At 72.9% G+C, this 20,569-nt stretch carries 16 protein-coding genes; 11 read left to right on the forward strand and 5 right to left on the reverse strand.

What is annotated here, in order from left to right; genetic code table 11:
- The first annotated feature begins 183 nt into the window (after nucleotides 1-183).
- From IE177_RS09320 to IE177_RS09340, 5 genes are read left to right on the forward strand one after another with little or no spacing between them, the layout of a single operon-like run.
- Nucleotides 184-1,200, forward strand: coding sequence for a GlxA family transcriptional regulator (locus IE177_RS09320; RefSeq protein WP_229815965.1), 1,017 nt, complete (start codon nucleotides 184-186; stop codon nucleotides 1,198-1,200).
- A complete protein-coding gene (locus tag IE177_RS09325) occupies nucleotides 1,197-2,948 on the forward strand; it encodes a thiamine pyrophosphate-binding protein (protein WP_229815966.1) in 1,752 nt (583 codons plus the stop codon). The genes IE177_RS09320 and IE177_RS09325 overlap by 4 nt, the downstream gene beginning before the upstream one ends.
- Nucleotides 2,920-3,573, forward strand: coding sequence for an SRPBCC family protein (locus IE177_RS09330; protein ID WP_190014663.1), 654 nt, complete (start codon nucleotides 2,920-2,922; stop codon nucleotides 3,571-3,573). Before IE177_RS09325 ends, IE177_RS09330 begins: the two co-directional genes overlap by 29 nt.
- Nucleotides 3,570-4,589, forward strand: a complete 1,020-nt coding sequence (locus IE177_RS09335) for a 3-oxoacyl-ACP synthase III family protein (protein WP_190014665.1) — start codon at nucleotides 3,570-3,572, stop codon at nucleotides 4,587-4,589. Before IE177_RS09330 ends, IE177_RS09335 begins: the two co-directional genes overlap by 4 nt.
- 3 nt (nucleotides 4,590-4,592) lie before the next feature.
- Nucleotides 4,593-5,612: a histidinol-phosphate transaminase gene (locus tag IE177_RS09340; RefSeq protein ID WP_190014667.1), complete on the forward strand. Its 1,020-nt coding sequence runs from the start codon at nucleotides 4,593-4,595 to the stop codon at nucleotides 5,610-5,612.
- Nucleotides 5,613-5,698: 86 nt separating this feature from the next.
- On the opposite strand, the gene IE177_RS09345 is transcribed toward IE177_RS09340, so the two are convergent.
- The 4 genes from IE177_RS09345 to IE177_RS09360 form a co-directional block, all read right to left on the reverse strand.
- Nucleotides 5,699-7,150, reverse strand: a complete 1,452-nt coding sequence (locus tag IE177_RS09345; RefSeq protein WP_190014669.1) for a serine/threonine-protein kinase — start codon at nucleotides 7,148-7,150, stop codon at nucleotides 5,699-5,701.
- A gap of 606 nt (nucleotides 7,151-7,756) precedes the next feature.
- A complete protein-coding gene (locus tag IE177_RS09350; RefSeq protein WP_190014670.1) occupies nucleotides 7,757-8,041 on the reverse strand; it encodes a hypothetical protein in 285 nt (94 codons plus the stop codon).
- Nucleotides 8,042-8,124: 83 nt separating this feature from the next.
- Nucleotides 8,125-9,849 carry an acyl-CoA dehydrogenase family protein gene (locus tag IE177_RS09355; RefSeq protein ID WP_190014672.1) on the reverse strand — a complete coding sequence of 575 codons (1,725 nt, stop codon included), beginning with the start codon at nucleotides 9,847-9,849 and terminating at the stop codon, nucleotides 8,125-8,127.
- 94 nt (nucleotides 9,850-9,943) lie between these two features.
- Nucleotides 9,944-10,516 (reverse strand): PadR family transcriptional regulator, encoded by a 573-nt coding sequence (locus IE177_RS09360; protein WP_190014674.1) that lies wholly within the window; start codon nucleotides 10,514-10,516, stop codon nucleotides 9,944-9,946.
- 236 nt (nucleotides 10,517-10,752) lie between these two features.
- Between IE177_RS09360 and lanL the strand changes: the two genes are divergently transcribed.
- From lanL to IE177_RS09380, 4 genes are all read left to right on the forward strand, one after another.
- The gene (gene lanL, locus IE177_RS09365) at nucleotides 10,753-13,419 is read left to right on the forward strand and encodes a class IV lanthionine synthetase LanL (protein ID WP_190014676.1); all 2,667 of its coding nucleotides are present in this window, start codon (nucleotides 10,753-10,755) and stop codon (nucleotides 13,417-13,419) included.
- Between the two features lie 41 nt (nucleotides 13,420-13,460).
- Nucleotides 13,461-13,613, forward strand: coding sequence for a VenA family class IV lanthipeptide (locus tag IE177_RS09370; RefSeq protein ID WP_190014678.1), 153 nt, complete (start codon nucleotides 13,461-13,463; stop codon nucleotides 13,611-13,613).
- A 166-nt stretch (nucleotides 13,614-13,779) separates the two neighbouring features.
- Complete coding sequence (locus IE177_RS09375; protein WP_190014679.1) at nucleotides 13,780-14,847, forward strand: ABC transporter ATP-binding protein; 1,068 nt, start codon at nucleotides 13,780-13,782, stop codon at nucleotides 14,845-14,847.
- Nucleotides 14,844-15,698, forward strand: coding sequence for an ABC transporter permease (locus IE177_RS09380; RefSeq protein ID WP_190014681.1), 855 nt, complete (start codon nucleotides 14,844-14,846; stop codon nucleotides 15,696-15,698). The genes IE177_RS09375 and IE177_RS09380 overlap by 4 nt, the downstream gene beginning before the upstream one ends.
- 44 nt (nucleotides 15,699-15,742) lie before the next feature.
- Here the strand turns inward: IE177_RS09380 and IE177_RS09385 are convergent, their stop codons facing one another.
- Nucleotides 15,743-16,831: a PAS domain S-box protein gene (locus tag IE177_RS09385; protein ID WP_190014683.1), complete on the reverse strand. Its 1,089-nt coding sequence runs from the start codon at nucleotides 16,829-16,831 to the stop codon at nucleotides 15,743-15,745.
- A 331-nt stretch (nucleotides 16,832-17,162) separates the two neighbouring features.
- On the opposite strand from IE177_RS09385, the gene IE177_RS09390 reads away from it, so the two are divergent.
- On the forward strand, nucleotides 17,163-18,536 hold the full coding sequence (locus IE177_RS09390) for an ATP-grasp domain-containing protein (protein WP_190014685.1): 1,374 nt from the start codon (nucleotides 17,163-17,165) through the stop codon (nucleotides 18,534-18,536).
- Nucleotides 18,533-20,545, forward strand: a complete 2,013-nt coding sequence (locus tag IE177_RS09395) for a PEP/pyruvate-binding domain-containing protein (protein ID WP_229815968.1) — start codon at nucleotides 18,533-18,535, stop codon at nucleotides 20,543-20,545. Before IE177_RS09390 ends, IE177_RS09395 begins: the two co-directional genes overlap by 4 nt.
- Nucleotides 20,546-20,569 lie beyond the last annotated feature (24 nt).

Below are 20,569 nucleotides of genomic sequence, written 5' to 3' on the forward strand. Positions count from 1 at the left end.
CGAGGTGGTAAAGCCTGCACGGGCGAGGGGTGACGCACTGTGAGGTGCCTCACCCACCGCCGTCCGCTCGGCACGCGAACTGCCTGACCAGCGCCCTCGGCACCCGTGCCGCGCCGGCCGCTGGCCGGATACGTCAGTGATCTGTCATTGCAGCCAGTGCGGTTCCCGATACAGGCTGTGACTGTGTTGGAGCGACGTGTAGTTGTGGTGGTGTACGCGGGCGCGATGGCCCTGGACATCACCGGACCGATTGAAGTGTTCGACACCGCGAACCGGTTGCTGGGCCCCTCGGGCACCCCGTACCGGACCGACTTCGTCTCCGCCGACGCGCCCCTGGTGCCCATGAGTTCGGGGGTGGCGGTGAAGGCCGCGCCGCTGGAGGCGGGGCAGGGACCGATCGACACACTCCTCGTGCCGGGCGGATGGGGTCTCAACGACGCGCTCGGCGACCGGGCGCTCGTGTCGTGGATCGGCCAGGCCGCGGCCCGCTCGCGCAGGGTCGCCTCCGTGTGCGGCGGATCCTTCCTGCTGGCCGAGGCGGGCCTCCTCGACGGCAGGCGAGCCACGACGCACTGGGCGTACAGCGAGGCGATGGCGTGCCGGTATCCCGACGTGACGGTGGACGCGGAGCCGATCTTCGTCCGGGACGGTCCCTTCGTGACCTCCGCGGGTGTGTCGACGGGCATCGACATGGCGCTGGCCCTGGTGGAGGCCGACCACGGCTCGGCGCTCGCGCTGGAGACGGCACGGTTCCTGGTGCTGTTCCTCAAGCGGCACGGAGGACAGTCCCAGTACAGCGCCGTCCTCGACGCCCAGCTGGCCGACCACCCGCCGATCCGGGCGGCCCAGGAGTGGATCCTGGACCACCTGGACGGTCCGCTGCCCGTGGCCGAGATCGCGCGGCGGGCCAACATGAGTCAGCGCAACTTCGCCCGGGTCTTCCGGCGCGAGGTGGGCACGACGCCCGCCCACTACGTCGAGCGGACGCGTATCGCCCGCGCACGCGAACTGCTGGAGACCACCGGCCTGACGATCCACCAGATAGCCGGCCGCTGCGGATTCGCCAACAGCGAGACGTTCTTCCGCTCGTTCGGACGCACCCTGGGGCTCACCCCCGGGGAGTACCGGCACCGCTTCCAGGTGATGTCGCCGTCCGGCCTCGTCGACCGGCACCACGAGAGGGAAGGGAGCCCCGCATGAGCACCACGCACCCGGAACCGCCCGAGGCGGGAGGGGGACGCCTGGTGGACCATCTGGCCGGGGAACTCGCCAGGGCCGGAGTCACCCACGTGTTCGGCGTCGGCGGCGCGAACATCGAGGACCTCTACGACGCGGTGCACCGCGGCGGCGCCGTCCGCTGCGTCGTCGCCAAACACGAGTTCTCCGCCGTCACCATGGCCGACGGATACGCGCGTACCACCGGGCGTCTCGGCGTGGTGGCCGCCACCTCGGGCGGTGGGGCGATGAACCTCGTACCGGGCCTGGCGGAGGCGCACGCCTCCCGGGTGCCGGTGCTGGCACTGGTGGGCCAGCCGCCGGCCGGCCAGGAGGGGCTCGGGGCGTTCCAGGACTCCAGCGGCCGGGCGGGGTCCTTCGACGCCCGGGAGGTCTTCGCGCCCGTCTCCCGGTTCTGCGCCCGGGTCGACGACGCGGACTCGTTCACGCGGCTGCTGCCCCGGGCGGTCGCGGCGGCACGGGCCGAACCACGCGGGCCGGCCGTGCTGCTGCTGCCCAAGGACGTGCAGCAGGCACGGCTGCGGGTGCCCGCCCGCGCCCCGGCCACGGCGGCGGACGGCCCCGCGACGGCGGCCGCGGCGCCGCTGGACGCGGCCGCCGTCGAAGCGGTGTCGGACGCCCTGCGTCAGGCCGGCCGCGTCCTCGTCATCGCCGGTGAGGGGGTGGCCGCCGCCGGCGCGCGGGAGGATCTGGCCGAACTGGCCCGGCGCCTCGGGGCATGGGTTGCGGTCACCCCGGACGCCAAGGACGTCTTCGACAACCGGGATCCCCGGTTCGCGGGCGTGGCCGGGGTGATGGGGCACGCCAACGTCGAGGACTGCCTGCGGCGGGCCGGCCTGTGCCTGCTGGCCGGTACCCGGCTGCCGCTCCTGGCACGCGGCGGCCTCGACCGGGCCCTGGCCGCCACCGACGTCGTCTGCCTCGGCCCCGAACCGCCCTTCGTGGCGGGCACCGTGCTGCGCGGAGACCTGCGGGACGCGTTGCGCGAGGTGACCGCCCGGCTGCCGTCGCGCCCACGTCCCTGCCCGCCGCACGGCGGCCCCCGTCCCATGCCCGTGCCGGGGCGCTCCCTCCCGGCCCGCGAGCACACCGTCCCCCACGCCCAGGCGGTCGCCGCGGTGGAGGCGGCACTGCCCGAGGACGCACACGTCTTCGTGGACGCCGGCAACACGGGGGCCAGCGCGGTCCATCTCCTCCCGGCACCGCGCCACGGCCGATTCGTGGTGGCGGTGGGCATGGGCGGCATGGGCTACACCTTCGGTGCCGGCATCGGCGCCGCGCTCGCCACCGGGCGGCGCACCTACGTCCTCGCCGGCGACGGCGCCTTCTTCATGCACGGGATGGAGGTGCACACCGCCGTGGAGTACGGCGCACCCGTGACGTTCGTCGTCTTCAACAACAACGCCCACGCCATGTGCGCCCTGCGGGAGGAGTTCCTCCAGGGCGGCGTCCGCGGCGACGACCTGTTCGCGCCGGCCGACCTCGCCGCCGGAGTGGCCGCCGCGTTCCCGTCCCTGCGGGTCACCGCGGCCACCGACGCCGGGCGGCTGCGCACGGCTCTGCTGCGCGCCAACGCGGGCCCCGGCCCGGCGTTCGTCGCGGTGGCCTGCGACCCCCGCGAGATCCCACCGTTCCTCCCCTTCCAGTCCTTCACCGAAGCCGCCGAGAGCAAGGAGGGTTCAGATGAGCGAGGAGTCGTCCACGTTGGCTGACATCCCCGGTCTGGTCCGTATCGAGAACACCGGCAAGGAGGAACTGACCGCGCGCTGCGTGGAGCTGACCCACGCGGTCTACCTGCACCATCAGGTCTACGGGCAGTACTGCACCATCCACGAGTACGTCGACTGCCCTGCGGAGCAGGCCTACGACTACCTCAGCAAGGGTCACCACCTGGAGGAGTGGACCTGCAGCCTGCGGGACTTCGCGCCCACCGGCACCCCGGGGCTGTGGGCCGGCCGCGACCGGCTGGAGGACGACACCAGGATCTACTGCAGGGTGCTCGCCAGCCCCGAGGCCATGACCGTGGACTACCACTGCTCCTGGGACCAGGGCGACAAGCTGTGGATGATCTACCTGATGCGTGTCGTCCCGGCCTCGCTGGTGCTCGACAGGCCGGGTTCGGTGATCACTTGGACGAACTGCCGGCACCCCTACTACGACGACAACCCGTACCCGGGCCTCGCGCCCCGTCCGGACCGGCCCTGGGTGGGCGACTACTGGGACCTCTTCTACGCGGGACACACCGTGGAGATGCGCAACCTCAAGGCCATCCTGGAGCACCGCCACCGAAGCGGCCTGCCGATCGGTTCGGCTCCGTCGAGGCGGGTGGCGCGGTGACCACGGTCAGCCTCACCGACGTCGCGGCCTATCTGCCCGGCGAGCCGGTCCCCGCGGAGTTCTACACGCGGTACCCCGGCGCCGAGGACAAGCTCCGCGACCACCCCATGTTCAGGGTCCCGCCGTCACGCCACCACGTGGCCAGGGACGAGACGAACGCGGACCTGGTCGAGCGTGCCGTGCAGCCGCTGATCGAACGGCACGGCCGGGCCGCGATCCGGGGGGTCGACGTGCTGCTGGTGCACAGCCAGTTGCCCGACCTGCCGTTCGTGGGCGCCGGGACCGAGGTGGCCCGCCGGCTGGGCCTGAACCCGGAATGGCTCGTCGACGTGGCCAACGCGGGCTGCGCGTCCTTCGTGTACATGCTGAAGATGGCCCGGCAGATCCTCACCTCCAGCGACGCGAGGTCCGCGCTGATATGCAACGCGCAGAGCGCCGCCGGGCAGTGGTTCACCCAGTCCGAGGTGCGCCGCCTCGCCCAGGCCGCCGTCCCGGGCGACGGCTGCGGTGTGGGATACGTGACGACGTCGGCGCGGTCACCGGTCCTCGACGTGGAGACCCGGCACATCGGCGAGTACGCCGGTGACATGACCCTGGCGGTCGACGACGGCCGCAAGTACTGGGAGCCGGGCCGGTCCCAGCTGCGGATCGGTTTCACCGGCGCCGGCGTCGCCAGGGTCCTGGCACGCGGGAACCGCCTCGTCCCCGAGGTGATCACGGACCTGTGCCGGCGGCTCGGTGTGCCGAGCACCGACATCGACGTCCTCATCACCAACCAGCCCAACCGCACCTTCCTGCGGAACTGGCGGGAGGCGCTGCGGCTGCCCCCCGAACGGCACCTGGACACCTTCGACGAGTACGGCAACCTGTTCGGAGCGGCGATCCCGGTCACCCTGGACCGCGCGATCGGATCCGGGCAGGTGCGGGACGGCGACCTGACGGTGCTCGGGGGATTCGCCCACGCCGGCGACTTCGCCGGTGCCGTCGCCGTTCGCTGGCACGGCGGACGGGACTGAGCCGTGGACGTTCCCGTGCTGCACCGGCTCGCCCTGAACGAGAGCCCGTATCCCCCGCTGCCCCCGGTGCACGCGGCGATGCGCCGGGCCGTCGCCGAGGCCCACCGCTATCCGCAGTTCCATCCCGACGACCTCACCGAACGGATCGCCGCGCGGTGCCGGGTGGCCGCCGACCGGGTCGTGGTCGGCAGCGGATCGGTCGGTGTGGCCCTGCAGTTGCTCCAGGCGGTCGTCCGGCCCGGCGACGCGGTGTGCTTCGCCTGGCGCACGTTCGACGCCTACCCCCTCCTCGCCGCCATGACCGGCGCCGTGCCCGTCCCCGTGCCCCTGACGCCGGACGGGCACCAGGATCTGGACGCCCTGCTCGCGGCACTGGGCCGCCGCACCCGCGTCGTGGTGCTGTGCAGTCCCCACAACCCCACCGGGACCCTCGTCACCGCCGACGCCCTGTCGGCGTTCCTGCGCCGGGTCCCCCGGCACGTCACCGTGCTCCTCGACGAGGCGTACGTGGAGTTCGCCCGCGGCACCGGTCTGCCGGACACGTCCGCGCTCCTCGACGCGCATCCCAACCTGCTGGTCCTGCGCACCTTCTCCAAGGCTTACGGTCTCGCCGCCCTGCGGGTCGGCTACGGACTCGGGAGCCCCGGCCTCGTGGAGCGCGTCCGCCGGCAGCAGCTGCCCTTCGGGATCAACGCGGTGGCGACGGCGGCGGTGCGGGCCTCCCTGCGGGCCGAGGACGAGCTTCGCCTGCGCGTGGACACCATCGTCGCCGAGCGCGAACGCCTCCGGCGTGAACTGGCCGCCCTCGGCTGGCACGTGCGCCCCGGCCACGCCAACGCGGTCTGGCTCGCCGCACCCGATCCCGTCGACGAGGGCGCCGCGGCACTCACCGGCGCCGGTGTCCAGACGCGCCACTATCCCGGCGAGGGCATCCGGCTCACCGTCGGCGACCGGACAGCCAACGACGCCGTGCTGACAGCCCTGGCGGGAATGCGCACGCACCGGCGCGCGCCGCGGACGTGACGCGCGCCGCGCCGGCGGCCGCGCTGGTGGGCGAGCCGGCCGGGCAGCGACTCGTGAGCGCCGGCGGGAAGGGCGGGGCACGCGTCTCAGCCGTGGCCCTTCCCCGCGGGGTGACGCGGGGGCTCGCCTGCCTTCCCCGGGGGTTTCGCGGCGCCGCGCGGCGTGCGGTGGGGGTGGTCGCCCGTGTCTTTGCGGTGCGGCACCGGCTTGCGGGATGCGGCGCCGTGCTGCCGGGCCGGTGCCCGGTCCGCCGGGGCGGCGGACTCGGAGGAGCCCCACCGCATGGAAACGGGCTCGGCACCGGGTCCTGCCGCCGGACCCGAAGCACCGGACTCACCGGGCGAGCGCTGGTCGCGGCGGGGTTCGGCCGACGGGGCGGCAGCGGGCCCGGTGCCGGGGTCCGCCGTGCCGGAGGACGGGCGGGTGGCGGTCCGGGGCGCGTCGGCGCGGTCGTCGCTGTTCCCGCTGGTGCCCGGGGCGACGGCGAGGGTCGTGCCCAGGGCCACGGAGAGTGCGGCCAGGGCGGTCCCCACCGCCATGCGTCGGTGGTGCCGGGCACCGCCCGCGGGGTGCGACCGGGTGACCGCCAGCGCGCGCCTGTGTGTGGGCTCCCCGCCATGGGCGTGCGCGGCGCCATACGCCGGAGGACCGGCCAGGGCGGGCGTCGAGCGTGACAGCGGGCGCGGATCGCTTCCGGGGTCCAGGGAGCGCAGGACCTGCGCGCACCGCTCGGCGTCCGGCCGCGCCCCGGGGTCCCGTGCGGTCATCGCCCGCAGGAGCTCAGCCAGTTCCGGGCAGAGCCCGGCGGGGACCCTGGGCGGACGGTGGAGGCGGGCGATCGCGGCCTCCAGCGGGTTTCCCTGGTACTCCAGTTCCCCTTTCAGGCATTCCAGCAGGACCAGGCCGAGGGCGTAGACGTCCGCGGCCGCCCCGACGTGCCCTCCCTCGACCTGCTCCGGCGCCAGATAGGCGGCGGTGCCCGTCAGCACGTCAGGGGCCGTACGGCGCGTGGCGTTCGCCAGGCGTGCGATCCCGAAATCGGCCAGGTGCGGGGCGCCGGCCGCGTCGAGCAGCACGTTGGACGGTTTGACGTCGCGGTGCACTATGCCGGCCCCGTGGACGTGGGCGAGCGCTCGCGCCAGGGCGGTGCCCAGGCGGGCCACTCGCCCCTCGGGCAGCGCTCCGCGCGTGAGGAGGCCGCGCAGGGTGGGGCCGTCGACCAGTTGCATCACCAGGTAGGCACGGTCGTCGTGGCAGCCGGTGTCGTAGACGGTGACCAGCCCGGGATGTTCCAGGCGGGCGAGGAGAACGGCCTCCGCGGCGTGCCGGTCCTCGCTCTGCGGCTCGGACCCCGGCCGGAAGACCTTGACGGCCACGGGCCGCCCGAGGCGCGTGTCGACGCCTTCGTAGACGTCGGCCATGCCCCCTGACCCGATCCTCCCGACCAGCCGGTACCGGCCGGACAGGAGGGGAGCGGAGTGCGAACTCCCCTGGAACGGCGCGGGAGTCGGCAGAACTGCTGATCGACGGGCCTTCATCTGGTTCTCCGTTGCTGTCACCGCGTACCGGACTCGGCCATGGGCCGTGTTCCGCGGCGGGTACCCCGTGGTCGTGCCGCATATCCGTACGAAGCAGCGCGTCACTCACGGTCCGGGACCATTGGCCGCCCGGCGCGGTCACACGGCCCGTCACGCCCAGGGGCGTCCATCGCCGTTCAGCCGGGCGCGCGCACCCGGGCCCACGGCGTCCGCTACCGGTACCCGGCGGTCAGTGGGTCACGGATGCCGTGCGAGTTCGGTGTGACCTCCAGAACGTGGGTGCCGGCTCCCAGTCCCCTGCTGACGCCGGCAGTCGTGTGCCGTCGGCGGTCACCGTCCTCGGGACGTACTTCACCCCGAGGACGGACACTGTCCATGTGCGTCGGCCGGCCCGTCCCTCGAAAGAACCCTTTCACTACCCGCGTGGCTCCATCACGGTGTCTGCGCCCGGCACGCCGGAGAGCCGCCGTTGCGTCCGGGCGGCCCGCGCCGGCGGCTCCTCGTACGACCGCACGTATCCGACGACGCGTGATCTGCGCGGCATGCGGTCGCTCGCCTTCACGGTCGGCGGCACACACCGGGACCGTGCCGCGCCCCGGCCGAGCGTCACGAGGGCAGCTTGCCCGCGCCTCCGTCCATGATGAGGTGCAGACCGTCTCGCTCGACCGCCGCTGCCAGTACCTTGAGACCGAGGGCATCGGCCGGATCCTGCTTTCCGGCGGGCCCTGGCGTGCCCCGGCCGACGGGACTTCGTCCAACGGCCTTCCCGCCGTCCACCGGCTCCAGGGCGAAGCCACCGTTGTCATCCGGCTCCGGCTTCAGTACCAGTCGTTTCGGAGCGCCTGTCGCCGCCGTCGTCCCGCAGCTGACCGAGGAGATCAAGACCCGCAAGGGCTGAACCCCTCCCACCACGAGGCCCCCGTGACCGGTGGCCGGACCCGCTCGGCCCGGCCACCGGTGATCCGCGGGCGCGCCTACGGAGCCATCTCGTACGTGCCGGACAGCGCCTCGACCCGCTGCCAGACGCGCGCCGTGCGTGCCTCGTCGACGACGGGCCGCCGGACCGAACCCAGCGCCCAGTCCTGCTGCTGTTCGGTCGCCGAGTCCTTGCCGTGCAGTTCGACGGCGTGTGCGGTGAAGTCCCGCACGAGGACGGCGAAGAGCTCGTCGAGCACGTCCTCGTCCAGTCCGGTCAGGGCGGACTGCTCCAGGACGAGCTGCCCGTGCACGACGAGGGCGAAGAGCTGACCGACCGCGAGGAGGAGGTCGAGGTCACGGCTCTGCTCCGCGTCGGGCGCGGCCGTGGCGACGAACTCGCAGAGCGCGTCGGCCTGTTCCCGGAAGCGGGCCACGTTGGGCAGGTGGGCGTAGGCGTCGAACGCGGGTCGCCAGTCGTGGAAGCGCACCGAGCCGAGGCCGCGGGCCGGCCCCTGCCGGAACAGGAAGTCGTCGTCGGCCGCGTCGAGGCGCGTCGGCACGCCGGGGTAGTCGGCCGGGTCGAGGAGGTGGCTGCGCATGAACTTGAGGATCAGCGCCAGGTTGACGTGGACCGTGCCCTCCAGCTTCGGCAGGCCCCGGATCTCCACGGCCGCCTGCCCGAAGTAGTTGTCCTTCTCGAAGCCCTTGGCGGCGATCACGTCCCACATCAGGTCGATGACCTTCTCGCCCTCCGTGGTCACCTTCATCTTCGTCATCGGGTTGAAGAGAAGGTAGCGGCGGTCGTCCGGGCCGGCGGAGCGGAAGTAGTCGACGGCGCGGTCGCTGAACAGCTTCATGCCGACGAGCCGGACGTAGGCGTCGGTCAGCTCGCGCCGCACGTGCGGGAAGGCGGTGACGGGACGGCCGTAGAGGACGCGGTTGTGGGCGTGGGTGACGGCCTCGTACATCGCGTGCTCGCAGATGCCGATCGACGCGGTGCAGAGGTTGAACTTGCCGACGTTGACGGTGTTGAGGGCGGCGTCGAAGGCGGCGCGGCCGGTGTGCAGGACGTCCTCGGCCGCCACGGGGTAGTCCTCGAGGCGGAACTCGCTGACGAACTTCGAGGAGTCGACGACGTTCTTGACCAGGCGGTAGGCCGGGTGACGGCTGTCCGCGGCGAAGAAGACGTAGCCGTCGGGCCCCTCGACGTCGGTGCGGCGGCCGAAGACGGAGACGAGTGCGGCGGCGTTGCCGTTGCCGATGTAGTACTTGGAGCCGGTGGCGCGGAAGCCGCCGTCGCCGTCGGGCTCGAGCAGCATGTCGGTCGAGTAGATGTCGGCACCGTGGGTCTTCTCGGACAGGCCGAACGCGAACACCTCTCCCTGGGCGAGGAGTTCCGCGGCACGGGAGCGGGCGGCCGCGTTGCCGCTCTGCCAGACCGGGCCGAGGCCGAGGATCGTGACCTGCCAGGCGTACCAGTAGTCCAGGCCGTAGAAGCCCAGGATCTCGTTGAGGGCGGCTATCCGGGCGGTGTCCCAGCGCTTGTCCGGTTCCCCCTCCCCGGCGGCGGACGACGGCGTCAGGAAGGTGGCGAACAGGTTCTCCTTGGCCGCGAAGGCGAGGAAGTCGCCGAGCCACGCACGGGTCCGGTAGTCCTCGATCAGGCGTCCCTTCCCGCGTTCCTCGAACCAGTCGACGGTGGCACGCAGCAGGCGGCGCGTTTCGGGGTCGAAGTGCGCGGGGTCGTAGGTGCGCGGGTTGAACAACAGCTGGTCAGCCATGACGAGGAAGCCTTTCGGCTGGTGGACGGGTGGAAGTGGGGTGGTCCGGCGGCTGGACCGGCCGGACCGGGAGGACGGTCGGGGCACGGCGCGATCAGCGGGCCGGTCCGAACCGGGCGAGCGTCGCGAGCACGCCGTCCAGCCAGTCGATCATCATCCGCTCGTACGCGATGCCACCGCGCAGGACGACGTGCTGCAGCTCGCGCTCCGCGTCGAGCGGTGCCTGCGGACCGGCCGCGTTCGCCTCGGGCCCCGTGAAGTCCCGCGCCTCTCCTGCGAGATAGTGCGCCAGCCGGTCCCGGTGCGCCTGCCGGTGCCGCTCCACCTCGCGGATCAGTGCGGTCGGGTCGTCGAAGGCGGCGCCCCGGATCTTCACCGCCAGGTCGTGGCGGACGCTCTCCGGCTCGATCGGGTCGTGCAGCCAGGAGGACAGCGCGGCCCGGCCGAGGTCGGCGACGCGGTACTCCTTCTTGTCCGGCCGGCCCTGCTGCGGGACGTCCCGGACGTCGACCCAGCCGTCGTTCTCCATGCGCTTGAGCACGCGGTAGATCTGCTGGTGGCTCGCGGTCCAGAAGTAGCCGATGGACCGTTCGAAGCGCCGGGCCAGCTCATAGCCGGATCCCGGCTTCTCCAGCAGCGACACCAGGATCGCGTGTTCGAGCGCCATGACATCGATCCTCCTATGCAACTCGTTGCATAGCAAGCCTCGTACGCTCCGGTGCGACACGCCTCACCTTCCCGGCCACGCCGCGTACCTCCACCCACCCCGGACACGCTCCTTAAGGTACGAAAATAGGACTATGTGATTACCAGATAGGGTGAACCCGGACGTATGCGTGTGGGATCGGCCCGCCTCACCGGGCACGTCCCCATCAGCGGTTCTCACCGTTGAGAGGGATACGCATGACGACCCACGCCGGCACCGAAGCCGAGCTGAAGAACCTCCTCGACCAAGCGCTGCACGCCACGGGTACGGGCGCGCGCTGGACGGTCGACACGGACGAAGTGTGGTGCCGCGTCGCGCCCCTGTCCGGGTCGGGACGCGAGCAGGGCTGGAAACTGCACCTGTCGGCGACGGCCGCCTCCGCGCCGGAGGTCCTCACCAAGGCCCTGGAGGTACTGCTGCGGGAGGAGTCCGCGTTCAAGTTCGCCCGGTCGCTCGACCAGGTCAGCGCCCTCAACTCCCGCACCACGCCGCGGGGGAACTCGGGCAAGTTCATCACCGTGTACCCGCGCTCGGACGCCGACGCGGCCCGGCTCGCCCGGGAGCTCCACCGGGCCACGGCCGCACTCGCCGGGCCCCGGATCCTGTCCGACCAGCCCTACGCCCCCCACAGTCTGGTCCACTACCGCTACGGCTCCTTCGTCGGCCGGCGGCGGTTGTCGGACGACGGCCTGCTGGTGTGGTTCATCGAGGACCCCGACGGCAATCCCGTGGAGGACAAGCGCACCGGCCGGTATTCCGCGCCGTCTTGGGCGGTCTGCCCGTTCCCCGCCTCGGTGCCCGCGCCGCCGCGCCCGGCGGACGCGGCGGGCGGCGGCCCGGTGGTGCTCGGCGGCCGCTTCGCGGTGCGGGAGGCGATCCGGCACACGAACAAAGGGGGCGTCTACCGCGGTACCGACGTCCGCACGGGCGACCCCGTGGTGATCAAGGAGGCCCGGCCGCACGTGGAGGCCGACGCGTCCGGCCGCGATGTCCGCGACTGGCTGCGCGCCGAGGCCCGGGCCCTGGAGAAGCTGAAGGGCCTGGGGCTGGCCCCGGAGCCGCTCGCGCTGTTCGAACACGGCGGGCACCTGTTCCTGGCCCAGGAGCAGGTGCCGGGGATCGCCCTGCGCACCTGGGTCGCCGAACACTTCCGGGATGTCGGAGGCGAGCGCTACCGCGCCGACGCGCCGGCCATGGTCGCACGTCTGATGGACCTGGTGGCTGCGGCCCACGCCCAGGGCTGCGTCCTGAGGGACTTCACACCCGGCAACGTCATGGTCCGTCCGGACGGCGAACTGCGGCTGATCGACCTGGAACTGGCCGTCCTCGAGGACGACTCCCCCCTGCCGACACGCCTCGGAACCCCGGGCTTCAGCGCTCCCGAGAGACTCGCCGACGCACCTGTCTCCCCGACGGCCGACTACTACAGCCTCGGCGCCACCGCGTGCTTCGTCCTGACCGGGAAGGTACCGAACCTGCTGCCCGAGGAACCCGCCGCCAGAACCGCGCAACAGCGGCTCGCCGCCTGGCTGGCCGCCTGCACCGGGCCGCTGGGCCTGCCGGACGCCGCGGCGGAGGTGATCCTCGGACTGATGCGGGACGATCCGGCCGGGCGGTGGCACCCGTCCAGGGCCCGCGAGGCTCTCCGGGGGGCCGTACCGGCGCGGCCGGCGCGCGGCGCCGCCCGCCCGGCAGGGGACGACGGCCCGCACGATCCGGTCGCCGGGCTCGTCGGCCACCTCGTCGGCTCGATGACGCCGGCGGACGACCGACGGCTGTGGCCCGTGTCCACCACGGCCGGGGAAACCGACCCCTGCACCGTCCAGCAGGGCGCGGCCGGTGTCCTGGCGGTGCTGACGCGGTACTTCGAACTCACCGGCGACCCCCGCCTGCCCGAGGTGATCTCCACCGCGGGCCACTGGATCGCGCGCCGCACGGACACCGCCTCCACCCGCCCCGGCCTGTACTTCGGCGGCCGCGGCACCGCGTGGGCCCTGTACGACGCGGGACGCGCCGTCGACGACCGCGGGCTCACCGATCACGCACTGGCCCTGGCCCTGGCACCGCAGGAGTCCACACCGAGTCACGACATCACCCACGGCACCGCGGGCGGCGGACTCGCCGCCCTGCACCTGTGGCACCGCACCGGCGACGCCCGCCTCGCCGAACTGGTCGTCGACGCCGCCGACCGGCTGGCCGCCGCCTGCCGGCGGGAGCCGTCCGGGATCAGCTGGGCGGCTCCCGCCGAAGCCGTCACCCCGGGGGCCGGCCAGCGCTACCTCGGCTTCGCCCACGGAACGGCCGGCATCGCCTCCTTCCTGCTGGCCGCCGCACCGGTGACGCGACGCCCCGAGCACATGGAGCTCGCCGTGGAGGCCGGCGAGCAACTGCTGGCCCACGCCGTGCTCACCGGCGCGGCGGCACACTGGCCCGCGAAGCCCACGGAGGCTCCCACGGCCCCGTACTGGTGCCACGGCGCGGCGGGCATCGGCACCTTCCTCCTGCGGCTGTGGCAGGTCACCGGCGACGAGCGGTTCGGTGACCTCGCCCGTCGCGCCGCGCACGCCGTCGCGGAACACGCCTCCCGCGCCGGCCTGACCCAGTGCCACGGGCTGGCGGGCAACGGCGACTTCCTCCTCGACATGGCCGCGGGCGCAGACGACCCCGCCTACCGCGCCATGGCGGAGGATGTGGCCCGCCTGATCCTCGCCGAGCGGGCCCACCGCCACGGCCACATCGTCTTCCCCAACGAGTACGGGGACGTCTCGACGAGTTGGAGCGACGGATCCGCCGGAATCCTGGCCTTCCTTCTCCGTCTCCGCCACGCCGACCCCCGGCACTGGATGGTCCAGCCGCCGGTCTGAGCGGCAGATGTCCTGCCGCCACCCCCACAGAAGGAGAACCCATGGACAACCAGGACCTCGAACTGCTGGCCCGGCTCCACGCGCTTCCCGAGACCGACCCCGTCGAGCACGACGGCAAGCCGTCGTTCTCCACCTGCGCGTGCGTCGGCCTGCTGACCGCGCTGAACACCATCTGCATCGGCGTCACCTGCTAAACGGGCCGACTGGTGTGACCATCTGGTCGGCGGCTGCTCCGGACAGCCGCCGACCAGTGGCGACGGACGACTTCCCGGACGGCGCGAGCACGGCGAAGCGGTGGGCGCGGGAGCGGACCACCGGCGGCCGCACGCCGATGACGACCTTCTCACCCAGGCAGGCCTCATGACAGCCACCATCACCAGCCCGCACGCCCCGCACCGGGCTCCCGAGTCCGTGTACGCCATCAGCACCCGCGGTCTGGCCAGGAGCTACCCGGGTCCCGAGGGCACCGTCACCCACGCCGTACGCGACCTGGACCTGGACGTGCCGCAGGGCGAGACCTTCGCCTTCCTGGGTCCCAACGGTGCCGGGAAGTCCACCACCATCGCCCTGCTGTGCGCCCTGGCCCGCCCCACCGCCGGTCGCGCCACGGTGGCGGGCGCCGACGTGCTCACACAGCCCCTCCAGGTGCGGCGGCAGGTCGGCATGCTCTTCCAGCACAGCGCCCTGGACCCTGATCTGACGGCCGACCAGAACCTGCACGTCCAGGCACGCCTGTACGGGCTGGGCCGCCGCCACGCCCGTGAGCGCGCCGCCGAGGTCCTCGAGACGGTCGGTCTGACCGACCGGCGCGGCTCCCCGGTGCGCACGCTGTCGGGAGGCATGCGCCGCCGGCTGGAGATCGCCCGCGGGCTGCTGCACGCGCCCCGGGTGCTGTTCCTGGACGAGCCGACCACCGGACTCGACCCGCACGCCCGAGCCGAGATCTGGAAGCACCTGCGCGCGCTGCGGGACCGGCACGGCAGCACGCTGTTCGTCACCACCCACTACCTGGACGAGGCGGAGAACTGCGACCGCGTCGCCATCATCGACCACGGCACCCTGGTGGCCCAGGGCACGCCCCTGGCCCTGAAGAGCGCGATCGGGGACGACCGGGTCGTGCTGCACACCAGCGACGACGTGACGGCCCAGCAGGTGGTGCGCCGGACGGCGCCGCCGGACCGCGTCGTCACCGTGGAGTCCGAGGGGGTCTGCCTGCGGGTGCCCGACGGCAGCGCCTGGATCCCCCGCCTGTGCGCGGCACTGCAGGGCCACGGCATCGCCGTGCACGCCGCGTCCGCGACCCCGCCCACGCTCGACGACGTCTTCTTCCACCACGCCGGCCGCAGCATCCACGGCACACAACCCGGCCGGACACCGAAGCCCACCTCCCCGTACCCGATCACGGCAGAAGCCGGCGGTGGCCGATGAGCACACTCACCCTCCCGGACCCGGCCGCCCCCTGCGGTCGACGGCCGGCCCGCCTGCGGCACGAACTGCGCGCGGTCCACGCACTGGTGTACCGCGATCTGCTGCGCCTGGCCGGGCAGCGCACCCACACCGCGCTGATGCTTCTGCATCCGGTGCTCTACCTCCTCATCCTGGGAGGCGGCCTCGCCGCACTCGTCCCCCACGGCTCCCTCGGCGTCGGCTACCAGACCTACCTCTTCCCCGGGGTGCTGATGATGACGGTGCAGATGCCGGCCATCACTGTCGGCGCCCGCCTGATCAGCGACCGGGAACGGGGCTACCTGCGAGAACTCCTGATGGCCCCGGTCGGCCGCTCCACCCTGCTCCTGGGATGCTGCCTCGGCGGCACCCTGGTCGCCACGGCCCAGGGCGCCGTACTCCTCGGCCTGGCCGGGATCGTCGGCCTGCCCTACGACCCGTCCCTCCTGCTGCTGCTCCTCGCAGGCATGATCCTGGTCTCCTTCACCATCACCGCCCTGGCCCTGGCCCTGGCGGTGACCCTGCGCAGAGGCGAGACGTTCCACATGCTGCTCGGCCTGGTGATGATGCCGCTGCTGTTCGTCTCCGGCGCCTTCTTCCCGCTGCAGACGCTGCCCGGCTGGGCCCACACACTGGCCGGCGCCAATCCGCTCGCCTACGGAGTGGACCTGCTGCGCCGCTGCATCTCCCTGCGGGTACCGGACCAGGCGGCCGTCGCGGGCATCGAGTGGGCCGGCCGGCAGCCTCCCCTCCCCCTGGAAGGCGTCCTTCTCCTGGCCAGCGGCGCGCTGGCCCTCCTGTGGGCCGCCCACCGCTTCAGCCGCCCGGAATGACGGGACCCTTCCTCCCGGGCGGAGGCAGGACGGGAACGGAGCGTTCAGACCGGGCTCGCCGGGTTCACCGCCGTCGAGGACCGGGGCGGCCAGGTCCCTGCCGAGAGGATGCCGAGCACATAGGCCCGGGCGACCAGCGCCGGACGGGTGGCGGCGTCGAGCAGGACGCGCAGCCGGCTCAGGTGGTAGTCCAGCGTCTGCCGTGACAGGCACAGCTTCCCCGCGATGTCCGCGTTGCTGTGGCCGGCCGCCAGCAGGGCGAGTATGCGGATCTGGGCGGCCGTCAGGTCGGGCTGGGCCCGGTGGCGCGGGCCGAGGCGGGTGCCGACGGCCCACACGCCCGACACGCCGGACGCCGTACCGCACACGGTGCTCAGATGGATCCGGACCCGGCGCCGCCAGCCGTCCCGGTCGACGAGGACGGCACAGGCGCGGGCGCTTCGGCGCCGGCCGCTGACCAGGTCGTCCCAGACTCGGTACAGGGCGCTCCGTTCGGGCGTCCCGGCGAGCAGGGTGTCGGCCGGCAGGCCTGCCAGGTCGGACAGCCGGATGCGCAGGACGTCGGCGACCGCGGTGCCGGCCTCGCTGATCCGGCCGTCCGGGGTCAGGCGGACGCAGAGCAGTCCGCTGTGGTCACGCAGGGCCTGTAAGTCGGCCTCGGCCTGGCGTCGTCGGTCCGGCGCCTGGGCGTGGTCGGTGACATCGACGTAGATGCCCGCGACGCACCGGGCCGCGCCCCAGCGGACGGGGAAGCGGTAGCCCGCCGCACAGCCCGGGCGACCGTCGGCCCGCCGGTAGGCGAGAGTGTGCCGCACCGGCCGGCCGCGCGCCAGAACCTCCTGGTCGAGGGATAGGAACCGGGTGGTGTCACCGGCTGCCCCGACGTCGGCGAGGTGACGCCCGATCACGGCGTCGCGCGTGGTGCCGTACAGGCGGGCATAGGCGTGGTTGACCCACAGGTAGCGGCCCGAGACGTCGCGCACGAATGCCGCGGCCGGGGCGAGGTCGGCGAACGTGGCGTACGGGTCGTCGAACGCGGCGCCCCCGCTGTCGGCCACGCCCGGGCCGCTGCCGGATTCCCGCCAGGACATCGCGAGAGGCGCGAGCAACGCCTTGAAGTCAGCTTCCTCCACGTCCAACTCCTTCAACCCTTCAACCACATCACTTTGTGTGACAACTCATGCGTATCCCGTAAAGGGAGGCGCATGCGGGCGCGGCAGGCGCTCCATGCCGTGGCGCCGGCGCCGGCGCCGGCACGGCGCGACCGCGCCGTCGCCTGACGCGGATCGGCGGCGGCAATAGGGCATTTGCCTGAGTGGTTCGGGACTCTCGGCGCCTCGGACGCGGGCGGGTGCTGGTTCGCTTGAAGGAGACGGCGCGACAGCGGCCGGTGCACCGGCGTGGCCGCGGACCGCACAGCGGCGCGCCCCAGCGGCCTGACGACATCGAAGGAGTTGGAGTTCCGTGGACAAGGTGCTGTACGTGCACGCCAAGGGCGGCCCTCCGGTGGGCCATGCCCTGACGCGGGTGGCCGCGAGGTCCGCGGTGCACCTGCTGGCCCTCAGCGAACTGCCCACCCCCGTGGCCCACGACGCCGCGAGGCTGTGCGCGTCGGTCACCACCCCCCTCGACGGCCGCGGTGGCGACCTGGTCGAACTCATCACCGCCCGGGCCCGCGAGGTGGGTGCGGACGCCGTGCTCACCTTCTCGGAGTACGCGGTGGTCGCGGTCGCCGAGGCGGCCCGGCGACTCGGGCTGAGGGGCGCCGGGCCCGCGGCCCCCCTGGCGCGCGACAAACGCCTGATGCGTGCGGCGTGGGAGCGCCGGGGCGTACCGCAGCCGCCGTTCCGCACCGTCACCAGCGCGGCCGAACTGGAGCACGCGACCATCAGTTTGTCATGTCCACTTCTATTGAAGTCGGCGTGGAGCGCCGGTTCGACCGCACACCAGATCATCGAGCGGCCCGAGGACGCTTCGGAGGCCTGGCGGCGGTCGCGCGCGGTGATGGCCGAGTCCGCGCTGCTCGGATTCGCCGAACTGCACGTTCCGGGCGCCTCGGAGGACTTCATCGTCGAGGAGATCGTCAGCGGATGTGCCGAGGAGTGGTTCGACGGCCCCGGCTGGGGTGACTACGTCAGTGTCGAGGGCGTGGTGGCCGACGGAGAGTTCCGTCCCGTCTGCCTGAGCGGACGGATGCCGACGGTGGCCCCGTTCACCGAGCGCGCCGGCATCACCCCGGCCGCCGTCGGACGCGAGGCCCAGCACGCCATCGTGGACCTCGCCCGGCGCGCCGTGGACGCCCTGGGGCTGGAGAACTGCGGCACCCACACGGAGATCAAGCTGGGCGGGGCCGGCCGCATGTGGGTCATCGAGACGGCCGCGCGGTTCGGCGGGGCGATGACCGTGCCGCAGATCGAGGAGGTCTTCGGCCTCGATCTCGTCGGCATGTTCACCGACCAGCTGCTCGGCGGCTCACCCGCCTGGCCGGCGCGGGCGTTGACCCCCGAGGACGCCGCCGGCGCCGCCGGATCTCTGGTGGTCCTCGCCGTGCGGGGCGACGGCACCCCCTGGCCCCGCCGCCATCTGTGGGACGCCTCGGCGGTCGTCCGTTCGGCGCCGGTCGGCGCCGGCAGCACCCTGTCCGTCGTCCGCGAGAGTTCCCTGCCGGACGGGGCCCGCGTGCCGGTCTACGAGCCTGCAGCCGGGGCCAACACCATGGCGGGCCTGTGCCTGCTGTCGGCGGACCGGCCGCAGTCCGTCGTCCGCGACCTCACCGCCCTGGTCGACGCGCTTCCGCGCATCCTGCCCACGGACGTCACCGAAGGAGCCCGGCCGTGACCCGCGCACCGCACGTGGCCGACGTCCCCGACACGGCGGGCGACCGTACCGTCGTCGGCGCCAATCTCTCGCTGCCGTTGTTCCGCGCGCTGTCCGGCGTGCTCGCCGGACACCCGTACCTGAAGGTGGTGGTGGACAGGTCCGAGGACACCTGGCACCTGCTCGACACCCGGGTGCACCCCTTCCACGCCGACTACATCGCCACCCGCCTCCTCGGCATGAGCATGGACGAACTCGACACGGAGCTGGACGCGTTCAACACGTCCGTGTACACGGCGCCCGACCGCCGCTTCCTCCTCGGCGTGCTGTCCCTGCACAGCGACGAGGACGCCGAGGGCGCCGAGCGGCCCTTCCTGGTCCTGGAGACGACCGAGGCGGACACCATGCGGGCCGCACTGCTGGAGGAGTTCTACCACTACGTGCGCGCAAGGGTGGACGGGCGCCTCCCCCTGCTGCTGAAACCGGCGAATCACTGGCAGGAGCACGAACTCGCCTCGGTCAGCGAGACACGCGTACCGCGCATCCTCAGCCAGGAGCTGTTCGGCAACCGGACCCGCACGTGCCTGAACCCGGGCGTGGCCGAAGGCCGGCTGCGCTATTTCCGCGATCCGGCGGAGTACCGCAGCGCCGCCCCACAGCTCGGCTGGGCGGACATCGTCGCGATGGCCTGCCTGCCCGACGACGTGCCCCGGGTGGCGGGGTTCGTCAACACGCGCCCCACGACGCCGCTTTCGCACACCAACGTCCTGGCCTCGGGATGGGGCATCCCCAACGCGATCGTCCGCGACCTGGACGATCTGGTGCGGCGGGACGGGCTGGACGGCGCGTGGGTGCGCTACCGGGTGTCCGAGGACGCCATCACCCTGGAGCGGCTGTCCGACGCCCCGGTCCTGGAGAGGCCGGTCTGGCACCAGCAGCGCATCAGCATCGACACACCCCTGCTGGACGACGCGCCGGTCATGGCCCTGCACCGGCTGCGGCGCGCCGACCGCGACAGTTACGGCACCAAGGCCGCCAACCTCGGCGAACTGCACCATGTCCTGGACAGCCGCACGGCGGACCTGACCGCGTTCTACGCGCGCCCGCGCCCGCCGCGGCCCGATCTGCTCGCCCACCTGGCCCTGCGGCTCGGCGAGCCCGAAGCGCCCGTGGAACGGCTGCGGGCGGCGGCGGCCGAACGCGTGGCGGCCACCGTCCGGGCACCCGAGGGGGTGGCGCTCCCGTTCCGTCTGCACCATCTCTTCCTGACCTCGTCGCCCGCCCTGCAACAGGGCATCGGCAAGCTGAAGATGGCGCTCGAACTCGACGTGCTCGACGTGATCGACTCCCTCTGCCTCGACCTGCAGCGCCTGATGCACAGCACACCACTCCCCGACGCGGTGGCACGCGCCGTCAGCGGCGCGGCGCCGGACCTGCTGGCGGACGGACGGCGTCTCGTGGTGCGCTCGTCCTCCAACGCCGAGGACCTGCCGGGCTTCTCGGCGGCCGGGATATACGACTCGGTGACCACCGTGCGCGGCGAGGAGCAGTTGCTGGACGCGGTGCGGCAGGTGTGGACGTCGTTGCTGTCGCCACGAAGCGTACGTCTGCGGCACGAGGCGGGCATCGTGCTGGACGACACCTACATGGGGGTGATCATCCAGCGGTACGAGCCCGCCGACCTCGGGGGTGTGCTGGTGACCTGCAACCCGACCCGGCGTGAGGACTTCCGCAACGTGTACGTCAACTGCACCGCCGGTTCGCCGGAGCGGGTGGTCGACGGCACGGTCCTGCCCCACCAGTACCTGTACAACACGGTCGAGGGCGGCGGGCGCACCGTGGACGTCGGCTCGTCGGGTGAGGACCTCCCGTCGGACACCCGCGCGAAACTGGGTGAACTGGCCCTGGTGGGACGCCTGCTGCAGTCCCACTTCAGCGCGGGCGACCCCGACGGCGCCCTGGACATCGAGTGGCTCATGACCGCCGAGGGGGCGTTCCACCTGGTCCAGGTCCGCCCGTACGCCCGGTGAGGCGCTCCGTGACCTGGGGGCGGC

The organism is Streptomyces lucensis JCM 4490 (genome assembly GCF_014650035.1).
GTDB lineage: Bacteria > Actinomycetota > Actinomycetes > Streptomycetales > Streptomycetaceae > Streptomyces > Streptomyces lucensis.